Source organism: Streptomyces sp. NPDC079141 (genome assembly GCF_040686775.1).
GTDB lineage: Bacteria > Actinomycetota > Actinomycetes > Streptomycetales > Streptomycetaceae > Streptomyces.
Map to the genome: position 1 here is coordinate 92,911 of NZ_JBFBLP010000026.1, position 16,290 is coordinate 109,200.

Annotated in this window: 11 protein-coding genes; 1 reads left to right on the forward strand and 10 read right to left on the reverse strand. The window is 71.1% G+C overall.

Annotation, left to right across the window (positions count from 1 at the left end; genetic code table 11):
- Positions 1 to 62: 62 nt before the first annotated feature.
- From AB0Q90_RS40190 to AB0Q90_RS40200, 3 genes are all read right to left on the reverse strand, one after another.
- Positions 63 to 1,655 carry a cation acetate symporter gene (locus AB0Q90_RS40190; protein ID WP_363165017.1) on the reverse strand — a complete coding sequence of 531 codons (1,593 nt, stop codon included), beginning with the start codon at positions 1,653 to 1,655 and terminating at the stop codon, positions 63 to 65.
- Positions 1,652 to 2,188 carry a DUF485 domain-containing protein gene (locus AB0Q90_RS40195; RefSeq protein WP_363165018.1) on the reverse strand — a complete coding sequence of 179 codons (537 nt, stop codon included), beginning with the start codon at positions 2,186 to 2,188 and terminating at the stop codon, positions 1,652 to 1,654. The genes AB0Q90_RS40190 and AB0Q90_RS40195 overlap by 4 nt, the downstream gene beginning before the upstream one ends.
- Before the next feature lie 164 nt (positions 2,189 to 2,352).
- Positions 2,353 to 4,473 (reverse strand): DNA topoisomerase IV subunit B, encoded by a 2,121-nt coding sequence (locus tag AB0Q90_RS40200; RefSeq protein WP_363165019.1) that lies wholly within the window; start codon positions 4,471 to 4,473, stop codon positions 2,353 to 2,355.
- A gap of 444 nt (positions 4,474 to 4,917) precedes the next feature.
- Between AB0Q90_RS40200 and AB0Q90_RS40205 the strand changes: the two genes are divergently transcribed.
- A complete protein-coding gene (locus AB0Q90_RS40205; protein WP_363165020.1) occupies positions 4,918 to 5,148 on the forward strand; it encodes a hypothetical protein in 231 nt (76 codons plus the stop codon).
- A gap of 112 nt (positions 5,149 to 5,260) precedes the next feature.
- Here AB0Q90_RS40205 and AB0Q90_RS40210 read toward each other — a convergent pair whose 3' ends face one another.
- The 7 genes from AB0Q90_RS40210 to AB0Q90_RS40240 all read right to left on the reverse strand — a co-directional run bounded on the left by AB0Q90_RS40210 (position 5,261) and on the right by AB0Q90_RS40240 (position 16,221).
- Positions 5,261 to 6,121, reverse strand: coding sequence for a serine protease (locus tag AB0Q90_RS40210; protein WP_363165021.1), 861 nt, complete (start codon positions 6,119 to 6,121; stop codon positions 5,261 to 5,263).
- Between the two features lie 135 nt (positions 6,122 to 6,256).
- The gene (locus AB0Q90_RS40215) at positions 6,257 to 7,789 is read right to left on the reverse strand and encodes an RNA polymerase sigma factor (protein ID WP_363165022.1); all 1,533 of its coding nucleotides are present in this window, start codon (positions 7,787 to 7,789) and stop codon (positions 6,257 to 6,259) included.
- A gap of 433 nt (positions 7,790 to 8,222) precedes the next feature.
- Positions 8,223 to 9,110, reverse strand: a complete 888-nt coding sequence (locus tag AB0Q90_RS40220) for an FCD domain-containing protein (protein ID WP_363165023.1) — start codon at positions 9,108 to 9,110, stop codon at positions 8,223 to 8,225.
- Between the two features lie 163 nt (positions 9,111 to 9,273).
- Positions 9,274 to 11,151 (reverse strand): ABC transporter ATP-binding protein, encoded by a 1,878-nt coding sequence (locus AB0Q90_RS40225; protein ID WP_363165024.1) that lies wholly within the window; start codon positions 11,149 to 11,151, stop codon positions 9,274 to 9,276.
- A gap of 137 nt (positions 11,152 to 11,288) precedes the next feature.
- Positions 11,289 to 12,047 carry an NUDIX hydrolase gene (locus AB0Q90_RS40230; protein WP_363165025.1) on the reverse strand — a complete coding sequence of 253 codons (759 nt, stop codon included), beginning with the start codon at positions 12,045 to 12,047 and terminating at the stop codon, positions 11,289 to 11,291.
- A gap of 131 nt (positions 12,048 to 12,178) precedes the next feature.
- Positions 12,179 to 14,098, reverse strand: coding sequence for a glycogen debranching N-terminal domain-containing protein (locus tag AB0Q90_RS40235; protein WP_363165026.1), 1,920 nt, complete (start codon positions 14,096 to 14,098; stop codon positions 12,179 to 12,181).
- Between the two features lie 683 nt (positions 14,099 to 14,781).
- Complete coding sequence (locus AB0Q90_RS40240; RefSeq protein WP_363165027.1) at positions 14,782 to 16,221, reverse strand: DUF4192 domain-containing protein; 1,440 nt, start codon at positions 16,219 to 16,221, stop codon at positions 14,782 to 14,784.
- Positions 16,222 to 16,290: the final 69 nt, after the last annotated feature.

A 16,290-nucleotide genomic window follows, 5' to 3' on the forward strand; every position in this document is an offset into this window, starting at 1 on the left:
ACATACGCACGGGACGCGCCGTTGTCTCCGGGAACACGCGTCTCTTTGAAAGCACGCGCGCGTTACGCCGCTCCCGCTCCCGTCAGTGACCGCACTTCGGTCTCCGCGTGCTTGGCCTCGTCCGGGATCTCCGCCGAGGTGACCGTGCCGAGCCAGCCGGCGACGAAGCCCAGCGGGATCGAAACGAGGCCGGGGTTCTGCAGCGGGAAGTACTGGAAGTCGACGCCCGGGAACAGGGATTCGGGGCTGCCCGACACCACCGGCGACAGCAGCACGAGCACCACGGCCGGGACCAGGCCGCCGTAGACCGCCCACACGGCGCCTCGGGTGGTGAAGCCCCGCCAGAACAGGGAGTAGAGCAGCACCGGCAGATTCGCGGAGGCGGCGACGGCGAAGGCGAGGCCCACCAGGAAGGCGACGTTGAGGTCGCGGGCCAGCAGGCCGAGCGCGATCGCGACCACGCCGATACCGACCGCCGCGACGCGCGCCACGGCGACCTCGCTGCGCGGCTTGGCCCGTCGGCGCCGCAGTGACGCGTACAGGTCGTGGGCGACGGACGCCGAGGAGGCGAGCGTGATTCCGGCGACGACGGCGAGGATCGTGGCGAAGGCGACGGCGGCCACGATCGCGAACAGAACCGTTCCTCCCGTGGAGTCGGCGCCGCCGCCCAGGTCGAGGGCCAGCAGCGGTACGGCCGTGTTCCCCGCGGCGTTCGACCCGCGCACCGCCTCCGGTCCCACGATCGCCGCCGCGCCGAAGCCGAGGACGATCGTCATCAGGTAGAAGCCGCCGATCAGCCCGATCGACCACACCACCGAACGCCGGGCCGCCCGCGCGGTGGGCACGGTGTAGAACCGGGACAGGATGTGCGGCAGCCCGGCCGTGCCCAGCACCAGCGCCAGTCCCAGGCTGATGAAGTCGAAGCGGGCGGTCCAGTCACCGCCGTACTTCAGCCCCGGTGCCAGGAACGAATCGCCGTGACCGCTGCGCTCGGCAGCCGAGAGCAGGAGCTGGTCGAAGTCGCCGTGGAACCGCAGCAGGACGAGCACGGTCAGCGCGATGGTGCCGCCGAGCAGCAGGACCGCCTTGACGATCTGAATCCATGTAGTGGCCCGCATCCCTCCCAACGACACGTAGATCACCATGAGCGCGCCGACGCCGATGACGGTCCAGGCCTGCGCCGCCTCGCCCTGGCCGCCGAGCAGCAGCGCCACCAGACTGCCCGCACCCACCATCTGCGCCACCAGATACAGAACGGACACGGTGACCGAGGAAGTTCCCGCCGCGATCCGCACCGGCCGTTCGCTCATCCGCGCCGCGACCACGTCGGCGAGGGTGAACCGCCCGCAGTTGCGGACCAGTTCGGCGACCAGGAACAGCACCACGAGCCACGCCACGAGGAAGCCCACCGAGTACAGCAGCCCGTCGTAGCCATAGAGGGCGATGAGTCCGGAGATGCCGAGGAAGGAAGCGGCCGACATGTAGTCGCCGGCGATGGCAAAACCATTCTCCATCGGCGAGAAGAGACGGCCGCCCGCGTAGAACTCCTCGGCCGAGCCGTGCCGGTGGCGGCTCACCCACGTCGTGATCGCCAGGGTGACGGCAACGAACGCGCTGAACAGGACCAGCGCCAGGGTCTGGTGATCGTCCGTCACGACATGCCGCCCCTCACGCCCCGCGTCAGCTCCTGGGTGTCCCAGCGCAGTTCGAGCGCGGCCCGGTCCCTGCGCAGCCGCGCGTGCCGGGCGTAGGCCCAGGTGAGCACGAAGGTGGTGAGGAACTGGCCGAGTCCGGCGAACATAGCCACATTCACGGCGCCGACCACGGGCCGGGCCATCAACCCCGGAGCGGTCGTGGCGGTCACGACGTAGCCGACATACCACGCGAGAAAGCCGACAACCGCCGGGATCACGAACCTCCGGTACCGGCTGCGCACTTCCTGGAAGGCCGCGCTGCGCTGGACCTCCAGATAGACGTCCGCCGCGGCCATGGCCCGGTCCTCGCCCTCCGCGCGGGCCTGCGGGACGGCGGCGGCAGCGGGGGCACCGGCGCCGTCCGACTCGCCCCACCCGGAGGCCAGCGCGTCGTACCAGGGGTCGTCGTACCGCACGCTCCCCGGCGCTTCGACCGGGTCCGAACTGTCGGTACCACCCTCGCGCGCGCGGGAGTGACCGTTGCTTGAGTGCATGCCCAAGGATGGACAGAACGGGAAGATCCCCGACTCTTGTTCCCCTCGCGCTTCACCCCATCAGGTGATTTGTCTCGCAGGAGGCTGCGCGCGACTCTTCGCATACGCGTAAAGCCGGGGTGGGTTGTGGCCGACCATGCGCCACAACCACCCCGGCCCAGGCTCTACGCGTCGATGCGCGAGCGGTCCAGCGTCGCCGCCGAGCTGGAGATGAACTCCTTGCGCGGCGCCACGTCGTTGCCCATCAGCAGGTCGAAGACCTGCTCGGCGGCCTCCAGGTCGGAGAGGTTGATCCGGCGCAGGGTGCGGTGGCGCGGGTCCATCGTCGTCTCGGCCAGCTGGTCGGCGTCCATCTCGCCGAGGCCCTTGTAGCGCTGGATCGAGTCCTTGTACCGGATGCCCTTGCTCTGGAACTCCATGAGCTTGTCGCGCAGCTCGCGGTCCGAGTACGTGTAGACGTACTTGTCCTGGCCCTTCTTGGGCTGGACGATCTCGACCCGGTGCAGCGGCGGCACCGCGGCGAAGACCCGGCCGGCCTCGACCATGGGCCGCATGTACCGCTGGAACAGCGTCAGCAGCAGGCAGCGGATGTGGGAGCCGTCCACATCGGCGTCGGTCATCATGATGATCTTGCCGTAGCGGGCCGCGTCGATGTCGAAGGTACGGCCCGACCCCGCTCCTATGACCTGGATGATCGCGCCGCACTCGGCGTTCTTCAGCATGTCCGTGACGGACGACTTCTGAACGTTGAGGATCTTGCCACGGATCGGCAGCAGCGCCTGGAACTCGGAGTTCCGGGCGAGCTTGGCGGTGCCGAGCGCGGAGTCTCCCTCGACGATGAACAGCTCGCTGCGGTCGACGTCGTCGCTGCGGCAGTCGGCGAGCTTGGCGGGCAGGGAGGAGGACTCCAGGGCCGTCTTCCGGCGCTGCGCGTCCTTGTGCTGGCGGGCCGCGATGCGCGTACGGGCGGCGGCGACGGCCTTCTCCATGACCACACGGGCCTGGGCTGCGGCGTCCCTCTTCGTGGACGTCAGGAACGCCTTGAGTTCCTTGGTGATCACGTTGTTCACGATGCGGCGGGCCGCCGAGGTGCCGAGGACCTCCTTGGTCTGGCCCTCGAACTGCGGCTCGGCCAGACGCACCGTGACCACCGCGGTGAGGCCCTCCAGGGCGTCGTCCTTGACGATGTCGTCCTCGGCGACACGCAGCAGCTTCTTGGCGCGCAGCACCTCGTTCATCGTCTTGGCCACCGCCTGCTCGAAGCCGGCGACGTGGGTGCCGCCCTTGGGCGTGGCGATGATGTTGACGAAGGACTTGAGCGTGGTGTCGTAGCCGGTGCCCCAGCGCAGAGCGACGTCGACGCCGAGTTCACGGGTGACCTCGGTGGGCGTCATCTGGCCGTGGTCGTCCAGGACCGGGACGGTCTCCTTGAAGGTGCCCTGGCCGGTGAAGCGGAGTACGTCGCAGACGGCCTTGTCGGTGGCCAGGTACTCGCAGAACTCGCTGATGCCGCCGTCGAAGCGGAAGGACTCCTCGCCCTTGCTGCCGCCCTCGCCGAGGCCGTACTCGTCGCGGACGACGATGGTCAGGCCGGGCACGAGGAACGCGGTCTGGCGGGCGCGCTGGTGCAGCGTCTCCAGGGAGAGCTTGGCGTCCTTGAGGAAGATCTGGCGGTCGGCCCAGTAACGCACGCGCGTGCCGGTGCGGGTCTTGGGGATCCGCTTGGCCTTGCGCAGTCCGCCGGCCTCGAACTTGGCGTCGGGCCCGGCGGCGGTGAAGGCGCCCGGGACACCCCGCCGGAAGCTGATGGCGTGGGTGTGGCCGCTGCGGTCCACCTCGACGTCGAGCCGGGCGGACAGGGCGTTCACCACGGAGGCACCGACGCCGTGCAGACCGCCGGAGGCCGCGTACGAGCCGCCGCCGAACTTGCCGCCGGCGTGCAGCTTGGTCATCACGACCTCGACGCCGGACAGTCCCGTCTTGGGCTCGACGTCGACCGGGATGCCCCGGCCGTTGTCCCGCACCTCCACGGAACCGTCGTCGTGGAGGATCACCTCGATGTGGTCGCAGTATCCGCCCAGGGCTTCGTCGACGGAGTTGTCGATGATCTCCCACAGGCAGTGCATCAGGCCCCGGCTGTCGGTCGAGCCGATGTACATGCCCGGGCGCTTGCGTACGGCCTCTAGCCCCTCAAGGACGAGCAGGTGCCGCGCGGTGTAGTTGGAACCGTCCCGGTCTGCTCCTGCCAGCAGAGCTGTGGACGGCACGGACGTCTCGGCGGTCACGCGGTTCGCTCCTCGCTGAATTTCAGGTGGGGCCCTTCTGGGTAAGGGCACGGCTTCGGTCGCCGCCAAGAGGGTACCGAGGCCTGGTAGAGCCGTTGTAACGCCACCCTCGTGTGGAACACAGACTAGTCCAGAGTCGTATGCATGTTCGATCCCTCGATGGGGTGAAGTACATATCACGTTCCCTTCCAGGCATGAACCATTTAGGCTCCGGGCACGTCCTCATGAACAAACCGGCAATCCAGCCGGAGGGACCGACCATGACCGACAGCGCGAAACCGTAAGCACGACAGACACGCAATACGGCACATTCGCCGCCAAACCGGCAGCAGCCTGCCGCCCCGGAAAAATTTCTCTCTGGGAGAAGCCGCGAGCGGGAACGTTTTGGGGCTGGTTGGATGTTGACCCTGGTACGACAGCTCGTCGAGCTAGAGAAGAGGCGACGTGACTACTGTTCTGACCCCCGCGAGCCCGCTGACGGCCGCTGACCGCTGCGACCGCTGCGGCGCCCAGGCGTACGTGCGCGTCGTCCTGCTGAGCGGCGGAGAACTGCTCTTCTGCGCCCACCACGGCCGCAAGTTCGAGCCGGAACTCAAGAAGATCGCCGCTGAGATACAGGACGAGACGGAGCGGCTGACGGCCGCTCCTGCGACCGCCTCCGAAGAAGAGCGCTGACCACTCGCGTCCACGACGAGCCAGCTCCAGGCATAGGCCGGCGTACGGGCGGCTGCCCCTGATCTTCAGGGGCAGCCGCCCGTACGCGTAGTCGCCGATCCCTCAGGCTGCCTCAGAAGGCCGCACGCGACCCTCGCCCGCCTCGGACGTCCCAGCCCAGGGCCGTCAGGATGTGGGAGATACGGGCGTAGACCCCGGGGCTTCCCGCGCGTCCGCAGCCACTCCCCCAGGACACGAGCCCGACCAGCCGCCCCTCGGCGACCAGCGGCCCTCCGCTGTCGCCCTGACAGGCGTCCCTGCCACCGATCACCTCTCCGGCGCACAGCATGCTGTCGGCGAGATACGCATCACCACCGGAGTCCGGGTACGCCTTCTCGCACAGCCCGTCGGAGAGCACGTGCACGCGTGCCGCCCGCAGACTTTGCGCGTAGTCACCGCCCCCAGTGACATCACCCCACCCGTAGACCATGGCGCCCGCCCCCGGCTCGTACGCCGGATCCCCGGGGGGCGCCATCCCGATGACCGACCCCTCCGGAAGGGGCTCGGCGAGCATGAGCACAGCAAAGTCCCCGGCATTGGTGGCCTCGTCGTACTCCGGGTTCACCCACGTCTCGCGTACGGCGATCTCCTGCCCCTCGTCCGAGCCGAGGTCCGTGCGGCCCGCGATGACCTTGAGATCGGCGATGCGGTCCGGCGGCGCCCCCAGGACGTCCTCGCGCAGGCAGTGGGCCGCGGTGAGCACGGTGGACGGACCGACGGCCGCACCGCCGCAGAACTGCCCCGCGCGCATACCCCCGAACCGGTCACGACTGGCCAGCGCCACCGTCCAGGGGCTGTCCGACACGTCCACCGGGAAGCCGCCGACGACGACACTGTCGTTGGCCACAGAGGCGGCGGACGCGGGCGGTATGGCGGCCATGGCTGCTGCCAGGACCAGCGGCCCGGCCAGCAGCCGGACGAAGGGACGACGCATGGATGCTCCTCACTCATGGGTGGTCATCGGACACCCAGAGTGATCCAGCGCGCCGCACGCCGCACCCGCGCGCGAACACACGAAGGCCCGGCCCCCTCTCGGGGAGCCGGGCCTTCGGTCTCGTACGACGGCGACCTAGTCGAGGTAGTCGCGCAGCACCTGGGAACGCGACGGGTGGCGCAGCTTCGACATGGTCTTGGACTCGATCTGGCGGATGCGCTCACGCGTCACGCCGTACACCTTGCCGATCTCGTCGAGGGTCTTCGGCTGACCGTCGGTGAGACCGAACCGCATCGAGACGACGCCCGCCTCGCGCTCGGACAGGGTGTCCAGGACGGAGTGCAGCTGCTCCTGCAGGAGCGTGAAGCTGACCGCGTCGGCCGGGACGACGGCCTCGGAGTCCTCGATGAGGTCACCGAACTCGCTGTCGCCGTCCTCGCCCAGCGGGGTGTGCAGCGAGATGGGCTCGCGGCCGTACTTCTGGACCTCGATGACCTTCTCCGGGGTCATGTCGAGTTCCTTGGCCAGCTCCTCCGGGGTGGGCTCGCGGCCCAGGTCCTGGAGCATCTGGCGCTGCACGCGCGCGAGCTTGTTGATGACCTCGACCATGTGCACCGGGATACGGATGGTGCGGGCCTGGTCGGCCATGGCGCGGGTGATCGCCTGACGGATCCACCAGGTGGCGTACGTGGAGAACTTGTAGCCCTTGGTGTAGTCGAACTTCTCGACCGCGCGGATCAGACCGAGGTTGCCCTCCTGGATGAGGTCCAGGAAGAGCATGCCGCGGCCGGTGTAACGCTTGGCCAGGGAGACCACCAGACGGAGGTTGGCCTCCAGGAGGTGGTTCTTGGCGCGGCGGCCGTCCTCGGCGATGATCTCCAGCTCGCGCTTGAGCTTCGGGGCGAGCTTGTCGGCGTTGGCCAGCTTGTCCTCGGCGAACAGACCGGCCTCGATGCGCTTGGCGAGCTCGACCTCCTGCTCGGCGTTGAGCAGGGGGACCTTGCCGATCTGCTTCAGGTAGTCCTTGACCGGGTCGGCGGTGGCACCGGCCGCGGCGACCTGCTGCGCAGGAGCGTCGTCCTCGTCCTCGTCGGAGAGCACGAAGCCGGCGCTCTCGGCGCCCTCGGGCTCCTCGCCGGGCTTGGCGTCCTCAAGGACCTCGTCCTCAAGAACCTCGGCGTCGTCCTTCTTGGCGGTGGTCTTCTTCGCCGCGGTCTTCTTGGCGACGGTCTTCTTCGTGGCCGCCTTCTTGGCGGTCGTCTTCTTGGCGGCGGCCTTCTTCGCGGGCGCCTCGTCCTCGACAGCGGCGGCGTCGGCGGCAGGCGCCGCCGGCGTGGCGGTGGCGGTGGCCTTCCTGGTGGTCACCGTCTTCGCCGCAACCGTCTTGGTGGCGGTGCGCTTGGCCGGACTCTTCGCTGCGACGCTCTTTCGGGTGCGCTTGGGCTCCGCGGCACTGACCATCAGCGTCACACCCTCTTCCTCGAGGATCTGGTTGAGGCTGCGCAGTACGTTCTTCCACTGAGTGGCCGGAATCTGGTCAGCTTCGAAGGCCCGACGCACGTCATCGCCGGCGATCTGCCCCTCAGCCTTTCCCCGCTCAATGAGCGCCATGACAGAGACGGACTCGGCGATCTCCGGCGGGAGCGTACGGGATGTGCTGGCCGACACGAACAACCTCTCGGAACGTTGGAAAACGGCTTCCGGCCCCGTCCAAGGCGGACAGGAGCCGACCACCGGCCTTGGGGATGGGCCGACGGCGCGGGCGGGGGCCGGGAAGATGCACAGCGCCTTGTATGGCGTCCGTATTCCCTCCGCGGCTGTCACCTCTTAGGTCATCGCGTTGTTTCCATGAGCGTTACGCCCAATCTGCGTGTCCCGAGTCACACCCCGTAAGCGCTCAAAAACGGTCAGACACGGGCAGAGGAGGTCAGTCAAGGCCTACGCCCGAGGCAGAGCGGGTGTTGTCACCGCCTCGTCGCACCGTCGGACCCCGCAGGATCACCCGGGATCCTGCGGGGTCCGTCGGGAGGCGGCTCGCCGGCCGAGCGATGCCACAGGAGGGGGGAGGCATCCCACGACCGCGCCGCCCGCGGGTGCGCGGTCAGTGCTCGCGCGGGGCGGGCACCACGCGCTCCACCTCGGGATGGACGGTGAGAAGCTGCCGCATGGCCGCCTCCGCGCCGGCGCCGTCCGCGGCGGCGAGGGCGTCGACGATCCGCGCGTGGTGCGCCAGCGACGCCTCGTTCGGCCGGTCACAGCCCGTGACCGGGCCGCCGGAGACCTGAAGCGCGGCGGACACGATCCCGGACAGGTGCTCCAGCATGCGATTGCCCGCGACCTGGATGAGCAGGGAGTGGAACTCGGCGTCCGCGCGGGAGAAGGTGAGCGCGTCACCCTGGCCCATGGCGTGGCCCATGATCTCCACCATGTCGGACAGCCGCTGCTGGACGTCCTCGCGCCCGTGCCCGGCGGCGAGCCGCGCGGCGAGGGGTTCGATCGTCCAGCGCAGCTCGCTCAGCTCGCGGCGCTGGTCGTCACGCTGCGGCCCGAAGGCCCGCCACTCGATGATGTCCGGGTCGAGGAGGTTCCAGTCACTGACGGGACGCACGCGCGTGCCGACATTCGGCCGGGCACTGACCAGCCCCTTGGCCTCCAGCACGCGGAGCGACTCGCGAACGACGGTACGGGAGACCTCGAAACGCTGGCCGATCTCCTCGGGCACCAGCGGACGGTCCGCGCCCAGGTCGCCGGAGACGATCATCTGGCCGAGCTGCTGGACGAGTTGGCCGTGCAGTCCGCGCCCGCGGCTGCCCGCGGCACGCCGGCCCACGCGGCCCAGCTCCGGGTCCGCGCCCTCCCAGGAGGGGGCTCCGACGCGGTCGGCCACAGGGGCCTCTGCGTAGGGGTAGCGGTCGAGTTCGCCCGGGCCGGCCAGACCGGAATCGGCGGCGCGGGCGGCGGTCATCATGGTGTGCGCAAGGGTACTCACGGATCCTTTGTCGGCGCCCTCTCCAACTCCCTTGAGGTCTTTGGTGAAAAGCACACGAAAGGGTGATCGCTCACCCCGTCGCAATTGACGCCTTATCGGAAAGAAATGGGCTTTCCACGGGGAGTTGTGCGCACGGCGGGGCCGGAAGGGGCGCGGTCGGTCGTCATCGGACCTTGCCGCGAAGGGTTGTGAGCAGATACGCGCAGAGCAGGGCGGTCAGCGACAACGCCAGTGCGCCGCCCACGGGTTGGGCTACCACGCGCGCGGCGGCCGCCAGATAGCGCTCGCCGCCGAAGGGCCACTGCATCAGCAGCAGCTCGCGCAACCGCAGCGGAAATCCGGCCGCCGATCGCACAGCGGGTCCCTCCACGGCCTTCTGTACGAGGGGTACGACGATCACGGGTACGGCGACCACCGCGGCGAGCCCTGCCGAGGCGGACCGGAAGACGCCGGCGGCCAGTACACCGGCCCAGGCGCTCCCGACCACCAGCCCAATCCAACTCGCGCTCAGCGAAAGCCAGTCCGCGGGAACTTGCGCGAGCTCCCGTCCGTAGACGAGATAGAGCACTTCGGCGTCGCATCCCACCGTGAAGAAGGCCAGGAGCAGCGCGGTGCCCGCGGAGACGAGGAGCTTGGCGGCGAGCAGTCCCAGCCGACGGGGCACGGTGCCGCGGTCCGCTGCCAGGGCGGGGTGGCGGAACTCGTCGCCGAAGGCGAGCGCGCCGAGCAGTCCCGCGCCAAGCGCCGCGGGCGGAAGCGGCAGCTCCCTCGGCCACGCGGCCAGCAGGCGCGGCTGCGGGGTGTGCCCGATGCGGGCCAGCAGTACGGCGGTGACGGCGGACGCCACGAGTACGGCGGCCCCGGTGAGGAACCCGGTGCCGACTCCGGCGGCGCGGCGGAGTTCGTAGCGGAGCGGGCGCAGGGGGCTGGGGGCGGGGCGTACGGAGATGGGGGGCGGGAGGGAGGGGAGGGGGGTGAGTGTGCGGGCTTCGGTGCGGGGAGTGGAGGGGTCCGACATCGACTGCGAGCGGACGTCGGGCTGGGTCCGGGCGGGCGCGTGCGTCTCGGGCGAGTCGGCAAGCTCCTGAGCCGCGTCGTCGGCCGGCAAAGCCCCCTGACCTGCTGGTTGCCGGGCATCGGGTTCCTCCGTCGTGCGGGACGACGCGGGGCCCATGTCCCCGATTTCGTCCGCGAGTTGGTGAACGAGGATGCCGTGCCGGAAGGCGATCTCCCCGATGTCGGCGCAGGTGCTGCCGTACACGGCGAGGCGGTTGCCCTCCTCACGCACGATCTCGACGGAGCGCTGTGCGGTGCGGGCCTCCTTGGCCAGCAGGGCCGCGAGACGGGTGGCGTGCGGGGTGCGGACGGCGACACGGGGGCGCAGCCGGGTGCGGGCGAACTCGGCGGCCTCCTGGTCGGCGACGAGCCGGCCCTGGTCCAGGGTGATGACCCTGTCGGCCGTGCGGGCGGCCTCCTTGGGGTCGGCCGTGGTCAGCAACACCGTGCCGCCCTTCGCCGCATGGGTGCGCAGGACGCCGTGCAGCCAGCGGCTCTCCCGGGCGGAGAGTCCGTCGGCGGGGTCGTCGAGCACAAGCGTGTGCGGGTCGGCGAGCAGGGCGCAGGCCAGTCCGAGGCGGCGGTCCATGCCGCGCGAGAGTGTGCCCAGGCGTTCGTCGCGCAGGCTGACCAGGCCCACCACCTCCAGGACTTCGTCGGCGCGGCGGACCGGAACGCCGGCCGCGGCGCACAGCATGCGCAGGTGGCCGCGGACCGTGCGGGCCGGGTGCCCCGGCACATCGCCCAGGAGGACGCCGACCTCGCGTGACGGATGAGCGATGCGGTGCAGCGGGCGGCCTCTGAAGTAGGTGAGTCCACGACCCTGTTGGAGTTCGAGCATGAGTCTGAGCGCCGTCGTCTTGCCCGCCCCCGGTGCACCGAGCAGCGTGGTGACATGGCCCGCACGTGCGTCGAAGGAGACGTCGTCGACGGCGGGCGGAAGCTCCTTGCGCGGGTTGCTGGTCAGTCCGAAGGCCTGGATCACCCGAAGCAAGATAGCGCGCTATGTCCGGTTTTTCGGGCACCGCAAGGCCCGCTCCAAAGGCGGCAGTCGACCGACTCGGACCCCTGTTCGCCGTTCGATCCCCGGCCCGGTCGGGCCGCGCCGTTCGGGTCTTCGCCTCAGACTTCGGGGCGCAGCATCGGGGGGTTGAGCAGTGTGGCTCCGCCGGCCCGGAAGAGCTGGGCGGGGCGGCCGCCTTGGCGGGTGGTAGTGCCACCGGTCGGGACGAGGAAGCCGGGGGTGCCGGTCACCTTGCGGTGGAAATTGCGCGGGTCGAGGGCCACACCCCAGACGGCTTCATAGACGCGGCGCAGCTCGCCGACGGTGAACTCGGTGGGACAGAACGCCGTGGCCAGCGACGAGTACTCGATCTTGGAGCGGGCGCGCTCCACCCCGTCCGACAGGATCTGCGCGTGGTCGAAGGCGAGCGGCGCCACGGGCTCGCCGTCGCGGCCATAACCGCCCTGCTGGAGCAGTTCCTCGACCGGTGCCCAGCGGGCGTTGCTGGCGTCGCCACCGGCGCGCGGGGCGGGAAGGTCGGGGGCGAGTGCGAGGTGGGCGACGCTGACGACGCGCATGCGCGGGTCGCGCTTGGGGTCGCCGTACGTCGCAAGCTGCTCCAGGTGAGCGCCATTGTCCTGGACCGGGACGGCGGGATCGTGGGCCCGCATGCCGGTCTCCTCGGCCAGCTCGCGCGCGGCCGCCTGGGCCAGGTCCTCGTCGGCCCGCACGAATCCGCCGGGAAGGGCCCAGCGGCCCTGGAACGGCGGCTCGCCCCTGCGTACCGCCAGCGCGCACAGGGCATGGCGGCGCACGGTCAGCACGACCAGGTCCACGGTGACGGCGAAGGGCGGAAAGGCTGACGGGTCGTAGGGCATGCGGCGATCATAGTCGTCTTCCTGACGATAAACACTCCCTTCGCCAGCCGCATCGGTGGCTGATCCAGTTCGCTGCGGGACCTGCCGTGGCTGCGGTTCCGGACTGTCGCGCCGGGGCCGGTCCCAGGAGGTCACACCCCCAGTTGCAGTCCGTCGGCCGCCTCCTCGACCATGGCGTGCCCCAGTCGGCCGACCCGTACGGAGAAGGGCGCGCCGGCGACCCGCAGCCCGGTGAGGACGATCTCCCCGAGAGGGGCGCTGCGTGCCGGGCGGAGCGTGACCGTCCCTGCCGGGGCGTCGGGGCGGATCCCCGCGAGCGCGGTCAGCAGCAGCACCCCGGCCGCCGCCGCGGTGGCGGCCGGACGGCAGGCGGCAGGGTGTGGAAGGGGAGTGCTCCCGTCGGTGCGCTGCTCCCCCGCGTACATCTCCGGCAGTCGGTGCCCGAAGGCCTCGGCCGCCGCGAGCGTTCCGCGCAACAGGCCGTTCGCCTCCTTCTCGTACCCGGCGGCGATCAGACCGGCCACCGCGATGGCTGTCTCGTGGATCCGCACGGCACCGCTGCGGTGGCCGAACGGGTTGTGTCCCACCTCCTTCGCGCCCAGTCCGCGCAGTCCCCAGCCGGAGTCCATGGCCGGGCTGCCGAGCAGTCGGGCGAGCTGCTCGGTCTGAACCTTGTCGAGCAGCCCGGGCGCGGGTTCGCCGCCGCCCAGCAGGCCGGTGTCGAGGAGGTGGACAGAGCTCGCGCCCAGGTGCGGTACGAGTCGCCCGTCGGGGGATCGGGCGGCCGCGGGCCGGCCGCCGCCCAGGTCGTCGATCCAGAACTCCTGCTGGAACGCCGCCCGCAGGCTCATGGCCCACTGTCGCAGCCAGGCTCCGCCCGGCCTGCCGAACGAATCGAGCAGGTCGGCGCCGAGCAGCGCCGCGCGGTGGGCGTGTGCCTGCGTTTCGCAGCGGGCGGGCCCTCCGGGCTGTGGGTCACAGAGATACGTGCCGTCGCTCACGCTGGTCCGCAGCCAGGTCAGGCACTGCTCGGCGGCCGGCAGCAGTTCCTCCGTCTCCTGCCCGGGGAGCCCCCAGCGGCGGGCTTCAGCCAGCAGCACGGGGAAGAGCAGCGTGGCCTCCGTACCCGTGCAGCTCGGCGACAGATGCGTGCCCGCGTCCCGGCGCGGGCCCGGGATCATGCCGGACCGCGGGGCGGGTCCCGGAAGTTGAGTGCGGGCCAGGGTGCGCAGTGTGCCCGCGGCGAGCCGGGTGCCCAGGGGCAGTGACATCCGGGCCGCGGCAAGTGCCTCGGCCGGGGCCAGGCCGCAGCGCCAGGGCGCACCGGCGGCGAGATGGACGTCGGAAGGGTGTGCCGGGTCGCGCAGCAGGAGGGCCTGGAGGTCCTCGATGCTCGTCCGCAGCAGAGCCTGGACGCCCGGATGGTCGCCCGCGGCCCGCGCTGAGGCCAGGGGTGTCGTCGCCGCCCGGGCCACGGCCCGGACGGGCCCCGCCCCGTCCGGTCGGACCCGGAGCTCCACGCTCGCGCTCCCGCCCGGTGGCAGTTCGAACTCCCAACGCAGCAGCCCTGCCGAGGCAAGTGCGTCAGAGGGCGGTGGTTCGGCCGTGACGGACGCGTTCCCGGCAGCGCACGACCAGCGCAGGCCGGAGTCGTGGACGCTGGCGGGCAGCTCGGGCCCGGTCGCGCCGGAGGCGATGGCCCCCAGGGGCGCCAGATCCGTCCCCAGGGCGACCTCGACCGGCAGGCGCAACGGGCGGACGGCCGCGCTGTGGAGCGTGATCCGCTCGGTGCCCCCCGCGTGGCGGATCCGCTCGACCACGACGTCCGGATCCGGTCCGGCGTCGGGGGAGACGCGCACGGTGCCGACGAAGCGGGCCTGATCCGCGGCGGTCATCCGCGCGTGGACCGCGAGCGGTTCGCGCCCCGCGACGCGCACCTGGCAGCGGGAGAGCACCCGCTTGCCCGCTCGGTAGAACCCTTCCAGTCCGTGCCCGGTCAACTGGCCCCGGTCTGTGGAGATCACGAGGCCCGGGAGGGCGATGCAGATCATCGCGTGGTGGGTGGGTGGTAGCTCGACGGATCGGCGCGGTTGCGGTGGTGGCGCGGGAGGGGAACCGGGTGCTGGGAGCGAGGCGCGGCGTGCCGTGGCTGCGGGCGGTGGTGGCGCAGACAGGCCCGGAGATGACGAGGGGCGGTGGGTGCGAGTGGAGAATTCCGGGGAGCGGTCGGGGGGTGGCCCGGGGAGCCCCGGGGCACGTCCGGGCGAGGCCTCGTCGGAGACGAGACGGCCGTGTTCACGTCCGAGCACTCCCGAGCCGAGGCGCGGGGAGCCATGGTCTGGCCGGTCCGCGCTGTCCGTGAGGGGCGGCGCACCGTGGTCCGGACCGACGGGCGCCTTGGAGCGGTCGACGGGCGAGCGGTCGTCGGCGGCGAAGGGCGGAGTCGGCTGATGCATGGGGCGGCTTCCTCTGGGCGCTGTGCGCCTCGGGCGTGTGCGGCACCGGGTGGTGGGTCCGGAAATGCCTGGGCAGGGCGGCGGCACGGCCCGTCCAGGCGTTCCGCCACTCAGGTGAACGGGGCGACACTCCCCCGGGTAACGCCCCAGGGCGGGTAACCCGACCGAATGGCGGCGGAGGCCCGGATCACCCGCGCTCGCCGCCCGCCGTGCTCCGTGGATCGCCGGTCGGTCGCCCTCGGTCGGACGGCGCAGACCGGTCAGTTCCCTGCGGGTGCTCATTCCTCCCCCTGGGGTTCCGCGGCCTCGGGGCCCGTCGCTCCCGGGCACGTGCCGCGGCGACGCGCCACTCCCTTGCCCGACGTGCGTGGCCGCGTCCGGGCAGGCCGCGCGGAGGCCGGGCGCGTCCCAGCCTTGGGCGTGCGCGGACGCGGCACCCTTGCTCCCAGGCGCCGGCCTTCCGCTTCGGCCGGTCGCCCCGGACCGTCGGACGAGTGCGCGGAACGCGCGCCTCGTCGTTCGTTCTCCTCCGACGGCGGTCCTGATGGGGTGGAGTCAGCGGATGCCGAGGAATCGGCACTGGTCGTGGCGTCGAGTCGCTCGGTCGGCGTCGGCGCGCTGCCCGTGCGCGCCGCGCGCAGGCAGCGGCGGATCGACTCCGGGTCCAGTCCCTCGTTGCAGGCCTGATGCAGAAGGCGGGCGAAGAGGTAACCAGGATCCGCGCCGAGTGCCATCGCGAGCGCCTCCCGAGCTTCCAGGTCGTCACCGGTGGACCAGGCGACCCAGCCGACGAGGGTGAGAGGCGCCGCGGCGTGCTCGCCGTACGGTCCGACGCAACGGCGGGCCAGTGCCCGCCAGAGGCGAAGGGCGGGAGCGGCCTCGTCGCCCTCCATCCACTCGGCGGCGCGATCGCGGGTCGTACGGTCCTGCAGACCGAGGATCAGCAGGGCCGCTTCGTCGTGCGTGAGGAGTTCGTCGTCGCGGAGGTCCGCCGTGAGCGGGCCGGAGATCGCGGGCGCGTCGGAGAGACGCTTCATGACCCGCGCCGCCAGCTCCATGGTCTCGGCGGCCACTTCGCCGCGGCTCGTGTCGTCGAGGATCCTGGGGACCAGGGCCATGCTGGCGGTGTCCAGGGCGACTTCCTGCTCCAGGGCGGCCGCGGTCTCCCAGGGAAACAGCCTGGCCCGCAGCTCACGCAGTGTGCCGCGCACCTGCAGGCCGGCATAAGTGGCAGCGGCGGCCAGCACGGAGGTGCCGGGCAGGCCCATCGGGGTGCCCGCCGGCGGGCAGCACCGCTCATTGGCACAGCAGTAGGACCAGAAGCGGCCGTCCGAGATGCACAGTGCCTCGATCACCGGGACGTCGAGGTGGCCGCACTCGGTGCGCAGCTTCTGGGCCAGCGGCCGCAGCCGTTCCATGACCTGTCGGCCGGACTCGCCCGGCGCCGGTTCCTGGCAGAGGTAGGCGACCATCTGCTCGGGCCGGGCGCCTCGGCGTTCGCTGCCGGTCACCAGTCCGTGGGCGAGCTGCCTGGCGGCGGGCGGCCAGTCGTCCGGGTTCGTCGGGATGCCGAGCCGGGCCCGGCCTCCGAAGCGTCCGCGCCCGTCCCGGTCGTGGAGGGCGACCAGCACGATGCTGTCCTCGGGGCGATATCCGAGCAGATACGGCAGTGCGTCGGCCAGTTCGGCCGGGTGTTGGACGACTCTCTGTGTGAGCACGTAGCTGGGAGTTGGCGACGTTCGCGGTGGACATGAATGCTGATCTTGGTGGGCAGTCTGATCTCGCTT